6 protein-coding genes are annotated in these 7,611 nt (G+C 63.1%); 4 read left to right on the forward strand and 2 right to left on the reverse strand.

What is annotated here, in order from left to right; translation table 11 throughout:
• Positions 1 to 8 precede the first annotated feature (8 nt).
• Positions 9 to 563 carry a DedA family protein gene (locus ABZE94_RS07100; RefSeq protein WP_372874836.1) on the reverse strand — a complete coding sequence of 185 codons (555 nt, stop codon included), beginning with the start codon at positions 561 to 563 and terminating at the stop codon, positions 9 to 11.
• A 211-nt stretch (positions 564 to 774) separates the two neighbouring features.
• Here ABZE94_RS07100 and hemB point away from each other — a divergent pair, with 211 nt between their 5' ends.
• Both hemB and ppk1 read left to right on the forward strand, forming a co-directional pair.
• Positions 775 to 1,788, forward strand: coding sequence for a porphobilinogen synthase (hemB, locus tag ABZE94_RS07105; protein ID WP_372874837.1), 1,014 nt, complete (start codon positions 775 to 777; stop codon positions 1,786 to 1,788).
• A gap of 18 nt (positions 1,789 to 1,806) precedes the next feature.
• Positions 1,807 to 4,011, forward strand: coding sequence for a polyphosphate kinase 1 (gene ppk1 / locus ABZE94_RS07110; RefSeq protein WP_372874838.1), 2,205 nt, complete (start codon positions 1,807 to 1,809; stop codon positions 4,009 to 4,011).
• On the opposite strand, the gene ppx is transcribed toward ppk1, so the two are convergent.
• Entirely contained in the window at positions 3,998 to 5,500 is a 1,503-nt protein-coding gene (gene ppx, locus ABZE94_RS07115; protein ID WP_372874839.1) for an exopolyphosphatase, read from the reverse strand. The genes ppk1 and ppx overlap by 14 nt on opposite strands.
• Positions 5,501 to 5,820: 320 nt before the next feature.
• Here ppx and trxA point away from each other — a divergent pair, with 320 nt between their 5' ends.
• Both trxA and ABZE94_RS07125 read left to right on the forward strand, forming a co-directional pair.
• Complete coding sequence (trxA, locus tag ABZE94_RS07120; RefSeq protein WP_298110505.1) at positions 5,821 to 6,147, forward strand: thioredoxin TrxA; 327 nt, start codon at positions 5,821 to 5,823, stop codon at positions 6,145 to 6,147.
• A 116-nt stretch (positions 6,148 to 6,263) separates the two neighbouring features.
• Positions 6,264 to 7,601, forward strand: coding sequence for an IS4 family transposase (locus ABZE94_RS07125; protein ID WP_372874840.1), 1,338 nt, complete (start codon positions 6,264 to 6,266; stop codon positions 7,599 to 7,601).
• Positions 7,602 to 7,611: the final 10 nt, after the last annotated feature.

The following is a 7,611-nucleotide window of genomic DNA, read 5'->3' on the forward strand; positions in this document are numbered from 1 at the left end:
CGGGGGAATCAGTGCGCCGAGCGGCGCAGGCGCTGGCGTAGCCAGAAGCCCAGGGCGAGCAGCAGCAGCGCGCCGAAGACATACAGCTGGTAGCGGCGGAAGTCGCCGAGGATGGTTTCCAGCGCCGCGCCCAGGTAATAGGCCGCCAGCCCCAGGCCGGTAGCCCAGATGGTCACGCCGATGGCGTCCAGCAGCAGGTAGCGGCGCCATGAGTAGCCGGACAGGCCGATGGCCAGCGGCATCACCGTGCGCATGCCGTAAATGAAACGAAAGCCCAATACCCACAGGTCCGGATGCCGGCGCAGGAGCAGCAGTGCCTTGTCGCCCAGGCCCTGCCAGTGGGGGCGGCGGGCGAGGATGCGACGGCCATGGCGGCGGCCGAGGAAATACCACAGCTGGTCGCTGGCGTAGGTGCCGCAGAAGGCGAACAGCACCACCAGTTGGATGCTCAGGTAACCGCGCAGAGCCAGGTACGCCGCCAGCAGCAGCGCCATCTCGCCCTCGAGAAAGGTGCCAAGCAGCACCGCGGGATAGCCAAATTGCTGCAGAAGATGTTCGAGCATGGCGGCGGCCGAAGAGTCAGGCGCACAGCCTACTCCCTCGCGTCGCTGGGGAAAACGGGGCATCGCTCGACGCCGGTGAGCTCGATGGTCACAATATCGGCAGGCTGCCGCGACGCATTGGCGCAGTTTCGCCTGCGATCGTCATCATTTAGTCATAATGGTGGCTTATAACTGTCACGCTCGCCCGTTCGTGCGGGCTATGGAGTCTGCCGTGAGTTTTACCCCCGCCAATCGCCTGTTTCCCACTACCCGCCTGCGGCGCAACCGGCGCGATGACTTTTCCCGGCGCCTGGTGCGTGAGCATCGGTTGAGTGTCGACGACCTGATCCTGCCGGTGTTCGTGCTCGACGGCGTCAACCGCCGCGAGGCGATCGCCTCGATGCCAGGCGTCGAGCGTCTGTCCATCGACCTGCTGCTGCACGAGGCGGAGAAGTGGGTGGCACTGGGCATCCCGGCGCTGGCGCTGTTTCCGGTGACGCCGCTGGAGAACAAGTCCCTGGACGGCAGGGAGGCATGGAACCCCGAGGGCATCGCCCAGCGCGCGATTCGCGCCCTGCGTGCACGCTTCCCGGAGTTGGGCATCATCAGCGACGTGGCCCTGGATCCCTTCACCACCCACGGCCAGGACGGCATCCTCGACGCAGACGGCTACGTGCTCAACGACGTCACCGTCGACGCCCTGGTCAAGCAGGCGTTGTCGCATGCCGAGGCCGGGGCCCAGGTGGTCGCGCCCTCGGACATGATGGACGGCCGGGTGCAGGCGATCCGCGAGACCCTGGAGCTGGCCGATTTCCCCAATGTGCGCATCATGGCCTACTCGGCCAAGTACGCCAGCGCCTACTACGGCCCGTTCCGCGATGCGGTGGGCTCGGCGGCCAACCTGGGCAAGGCCAACAAGGCTAGCTACCAGATGGACCCGGCCAACGGCGACGAGGCGCTGCATGAAGTGGCCGCCGACCTGGCCGAAGGCGCCGACATGGTCATGGTCAAGCCGGGCATGGCTTATCTGGACATCCTCTGGCGGGTCAAGCAGGAATTTCGCGTGCCAACCTTTGTCTACCAAGTCAGTGGCGAGTACGCCATGCATATGGCTGCGATCCAGAACGGTTGGCTGGGCGAGGCGGTGATTCTCGAATCGCTGACCGCTTTCAAGCGGGCCGGTGCCGATGGCATTCTTACCTATTTCGCCGTTCGTGCGGCAGAACTGTTACAGCCGGGACACTAGTCCGGCCAGGACGATCCAATGACTACCGAAGGACCCGCCCCGAGCGAACTGCAGACTGCCGAAGCGGTCGTCGCCGAACTGCCGACGGAAATCCTGCCGCCGATCGAAACGCCCGCGCCAACGCCGGCACCGCCCATGGTGGTGCCTGGGCTGGACGACAGCAGCCTGTATATCCACCGCGAGTTGTCGCAGCTGCAATTCAATATCCGCGTGCTGGAGCAGGCGCTGGATGAGTCCTACCCGTTGCTCGAGCGGCTGAAGTTTCTGCTGATCTTCTCCAGCAACCTGGACGAGTTCTTCGAGATCCGCGTCGCCGGCCTGAAGAAGCAGATCAACTTCGCCCGCGAGCAGGCCGGTGCCGATGGCTTGCAGCCGCATCAGGCGCTGGCGCGGATTTCCGAGTTGGCGCACGAGCAGGTCGATCGTCAGTACGCGATCCTCAACGATGTACTGTTCCCGGCGCTGGCGAAGCACAGCGTCAACTTCATCCGTCGGCGTCACTGGAACACCAAGCTGAAGGCCTGGGTGCGCCGCTACTTTCGCGACGAAATCGCGCCCATTATCACGCCGATCGGCCTGGATCCGACCCATCCGTTCCCCTTGCTGGTGAACAAGAGCCTGAACTTCATCGTCGAGCTGGAGGGCGTCGACGCCTTCGGCCGCGATTCGGGGCTGGCGATCATCCCGGCGCCGCGCCTGTTGCCGCGGATCATCAAGGTGCCGGAGGAGGTCGGTGGCCCCGGCGACAACTACGTGTTCCTCTCCTCGATGATCCACGCGCATGCCGACGACCTGTTCCAGGGCATGAAGGTCAAAGGCTGCTACCAGTTCCGCCTGACCCGCAACGCCGACCTGTCGGTGGACACCGAGGACGTCGAGGATCTGGCCCGCGCCCTGCGCGGCGAGTTGTTCTCGCGGCGTTACGGCGATGCGGTACGCCTGGAGGTGGTCGACACCTGCCCGCGGCCGCTGCTGGATTACCTGCTCAAGCAGTTCAGCCTGAGCGAGAGCGAACTGTACCGGGTCAGCGGCCCGGTCAACCTGACCCGCCTGTTCAGCATCACCGGCCTGGCCAGTCATCCGGAGTTGCAGTACCCGCCGTTCACCCCGGTGATCCCCAAGCTGCTGCAGAACAGCGACAACATCTTCAGCGTGATCAGCAAGCAGGACATCCTCCTGCTGCACCCGTTCGAGTCCTTCACCCCGGTGGTCGATCTGCTCCGTCAGGCGGCGAAAGACCCGCACGTGCTGGCGATCAAGCAGACCCTGTACCGCAGCGGCGCCAACTCGGAAATCGTCGATGCGCTGGTCGAGGCCGCGCGCAACGGCAAGGAAGTCACCGCGGTGATCGAGCTGCGCGCGCGCTTCGACGAGGAGTCCAACCTGGCCCTGGCCAGTCGCCTGCAGGCGGCCGGTGCGGTGGTGATCTACGGCGTGGTCGGTTTCAAGACCCACGCCAAGATGATGCTGGTTTTGCGCCGCGAGAGCGGCGAGATCGTCCGCTATGCGCACCTGGGCACCGGCAACTACCACGCCGGCAACGCCAAGCTGTACACCGACTACAGCCTGCTCACCGCCGATGTGGCCCTCGGCGAGGACGTGGCGAAGATGTTCAGCCAGCTGATCGGCATGGGCAAGACCCTGCGCATGAAGAAGCTGCTGCACGCGCCCTTCACCCTGAAGAAAACCCTGCTCGACCTGATCGCCAAGGAAACCGCCCAGGCCAGCGAGGGCAAGCCGGCGCACATCATCGCCAAGTTCAATTCGCTGACCGACGCGAAGATCATCCGTGCGCTGTACAAGGCCAGTCAGACCGGGGTGCGCATCGATCTGGTGGTACGCGGTATGTGCTGCCTGCGCCCGGGTATCCCGGGGGTGTCGCACAACATCCAGGTGCGCTCGATCATCGGTCGCTTCCTCGAGCACACGCGGGTGTTCTACTTCCTCAACGAGGGTGAGGAGAAGATCTACCTGTCTAGCGCCGACTGGATGGAACGCAACCTCGACAAGCGTGTCGAGACCTGTTTCCCGGTGGAAGGCAAGAAGCTGATCCTGCGGGTGAAGAAGGAGCTGGAGGCCTACCTGACCGACAACACCCAGAGCTGGGTGCTGCAGCCGGATGGTCGCTATGTGCGCAGCAGCCCGACCGGCAACCAGAACCCGCGTAGCGCGCAGGCCGGATTGCTGGAGAAGTTGACCGTGCCGCTGGTCAGCGCACGCTGAGTTCGACTCCGATGCGCTTGAGCCAGCCCGCTTCCTGAGCGAAATCCGCCTGGGTCAGCGGGTTGGCCTCCAGCCAGCCGTCGGGAAAGACGATTTCCAGGCTCTGCGCGCTGGCCTGCAACTGCACCTTGGGCATCGCCTGGGTGCCGCGGATGTGATGGAAGAGGATGGCGAAACGCAGCAGTACGCACAGGCGGATCAGCTTGATGCCTTCTTCGCCGAATTCGCCGAGCTTGTCCTTGGGAATGTTGCGCCGGTGACCGCGCACCAGCAGGGCGAGCATCTGCTGATCCAGGCGTGAGAAACCGGCCAGGTCGGAGTGCTCGATCAGGTAGGCGCCGTGCTTGTGGTACTGGTAGTGGGCGATGTCCAGTCCCAGTTCATGCACTCGTGCGGCCCAGATCAGCAGCTCGCGATGCCACTCGTCACCCAGTCCCCAGCTGTCCGCCACCTGATCGAGGGCTTCCAGGGCCTTGTGCTCGACCCGGGCCGCCTGCTCCAGATCGACGTGGTAGCGCTCCATCAGCGCGCTCAGGGTGCGCTGGCGGACATCTTCGTGGTGATGGCGGCCGAGCAGGTCATAGAGCACGCCTTCGCGCAGGGCGCCTTCGGAGTGCGTCATGCGCTCGAGCTCGCAGGCATCGAAAATCGCTTCGAGAATGGCCAGCCCGGCGGGGAATATCCCGCGGCGATCCGGTTTGATGCCGCCGAGGTCGAGCTTGTCCACGTCGCCGAGCTTGAAGATCTTGCGTTTGAGCCAGGCCAGGCCGTCCGGGTTGATCTCGCCATTGCCCAGCCCGGCGGCCTGGATCGCCAGGCCGATGGCCTTGATGGTGCCGGACGCTCCCACCGCATCCTGCCAGCCGAGCCTGCGCAGGGCATGCTCGATGCCCATGATCTCCAGGCGGGCCGCGGTATAGGCCTGGGCGTAACGGGCCGGGGTGATCTTGCCGTCCTTGAAGTAGCGCTGGGTGTAGCTCACGCAGCCCATCTGCAGGCTCTCGCGCAGCAAGGGCTCGAAGCGCTGGCCGATGATGAACTCGGTGCTGCCGCCGCCGATATCGGTCACCAGGCGTTTGCCCGGGGTGTCGGCGATGCTGTGGGACACGCCGAGGTAGATCAGCCGCGCTTCTTCGCGGCCGGAGATGACTTCGACCGGGTGGCCGAGGATTGCCTCGGCGCGATGGATGAAGTCGCCGCGGTTGTGCGCCTCGCGCAGGGCATTGGTGCCGACGATACGCACCGCCCCCTCCGGCAGGCTGGCGGTCAGCTGGGCGAAGCGGCGCAGGCAGTCGAGGCCGCGCTGCATGGAGGCCTCGTCGAGCAGGCGCAGTTCGTCGATACCGGCGGCCAGTTGCACCTTGTCGCCCAGGCGTTCGAGGATGCGCAGTTCGCCATGATCGGCCTTGGCCAACACCATGTGGAAACTGTTGGAGCCCAGGTCGATGGCTGCAATCAAGGGAAATGACTCTGCAGGGGTATGCGGCATGGTTGGCTTTCTCGAAGCGGAACGCCGACATCCTGCCACGATCGCCCGGGCACGCCAACGCATACCGATGCCGCAGGCCGTTGTCCTGTGCTTGGCCGCCCGGCGGTTTACCGTTCCAGTCGAGCCCGTCGCGGGTGGCAAGCCCGTTGCGAGGGGGCTGTCTGGGCGTCTTGCGCGGTCCTGGTCCGGTAGTTTCTGACTGGAGTTGCGCAGACCTTTGCCAAGGCCTATAGATAAGCTCAATAGCGTCCGCCTTCCTGTGTCGGGAAAGCCGGGCTATGATGTCGGCCATCTTTTGCTTCCGAACACGGAGACTTTCCATGAGCGAATTCATCACCAATGTCAGCGACGCCAGTTTCGACCAGGACGTCATTCAGGCCGAGGGACCGGTGCTGGTCGACTACTGGGCTGAGTGGTGCGGCCCGTGCAAGATGATCGCGCCGGTGCTCGATGAGATCGCCCAGACTTACCAGGGCAAGCTGAAAGTCTGCAAGCTGAACATCGACGAAAACCAGGAGACTCCGCCGAAATACGGCGTGCGTGGCATTCCGACCCTGATGCTGTTCAAGAATGGCAACGTCGAAGCCACCAAGGTTGGCGCGCTGTCCAAGTCGCAACTGGCGGCGTTTCTCGACAGCAATATCTAAGCTGGGTCGAGATGCAAAAGCCCCGTCGGTTGCGGCAATGCTGTTCACTTAAGGATTGTTGACTAATCCTTGTTCAGCAGGAGAATCCGGAACCCTTATCAGGTTCCGGATTTTTTATGTCTATTGCGCAGGATCTGAGTGACGTACTGGACGCTGCCGGGCAGCCTTTGGCGCGGCTGGATACGTTGGTCCAGCATATTCCGCAGGAATGGGTTGAAGCCGCCGCACTGTTGGCCGAGCAGGCGACTATTCGCCGGCGGCGCTTACCCGCGGATATGGTTTTGTGGCTGGTAGTCGGTATGGCGCTTTTTCGCAGCGAGCCGATTACCGAGGTCGCCCGCCGCCTTAATATCTGTGCCGAAGGCCTGGCCAATGATGTTTTGCTGGCCAAAAGCACGCTTTCCCACGCCCGCCAACGGCTGGGCAAACAACCCCTCGAATGGTTATTCCAGCAATGCGCCAACGTCTGGGGATATGAGGGTTATCCGCAGGATCAGTGGCATGGACTGCAGGTCTTCGCGGTCGACGGGGCGTTGTTTCGAACCCAGGAAACCACTGAGTTGCGGGAGCATTTTGGTTCGGGCAATACCTCGACTACGCGGCAAACGCCTTATCCGATGCTGCGCTTGGTCGCCTTGATCAATGTCCGCTCTCATGTGTTCGCCAGTGCTGCCATCAGTCCTTACCGCAAAGGTGAAATTCCGCTGGCCAGTGATTTTGTCGGCGCCATTCCCGCGAACTCGGTGACCCTGCTGGATAAAGGTTTCTTCAGCGCAGACCTGCTCTTGGGCATCCAAAACGATGCGCCCAATCGACACTGGATGATTCCTGAGCGCAAAGGCCTAGTGGCGACCGAGCTCGAGCGTTACGGCGATGGCGACTGCCTGGTGCAAATGCGCGTATCGCCCCAGGCGCGAAAGAAAAACCCGCAGCTGCCGGAGCACTGGCAGGTTCGCGCGGTCACCTATGAAGTGCAAGGCCAAGACAAAACGGTGTTCACCTCGTTGCCGGCCAAGCAATTTAGCGCCCAGCAGGTCGCCACGCTGTATCACGAACGCTGGGAAATTGAACTGGGATTCAGGGATATCAAAAGCTCAATGCAAGACAACACGCTGACGCTTCGCAGCAAGACCGTGGACCTGGTGTACCAGGAATTATGGGGGGTATTACTCGGCTACAACGTGGTGCGTCGAGAGGCCAGTCAGGCTGCGGTGGCCCACCAACGGGCCCCGAGCGAGATCAGCTTCAAGTTCGCCTGCCAGTTCATTGCCGCTCAACTGGTAGTCATAGCAGGCGCGCTGTCACCCGGAAATACGCCCCGACGGCTGGCGGATTTACGCGGCAGTATCGGCCTGCTATTCATAAAAAAACGCCCCAGGCCATCGACGCCCAGGACGGTGAAGATGTCCAAGACCCGCTACCCAGTTGACCGCAAAGCTGCTCCGCTTAAGTGAACAGCATTGC

This window comes from Pseudomonas sp., from assembly GCF_041601375.1.
Taxonomy (GTDB): domain Bacteria; phylum Pseudomonadota; class Gammaproteobacteria; order Pseudomonadales; family Pseudomonadaceae; genus Aquipseudomonas.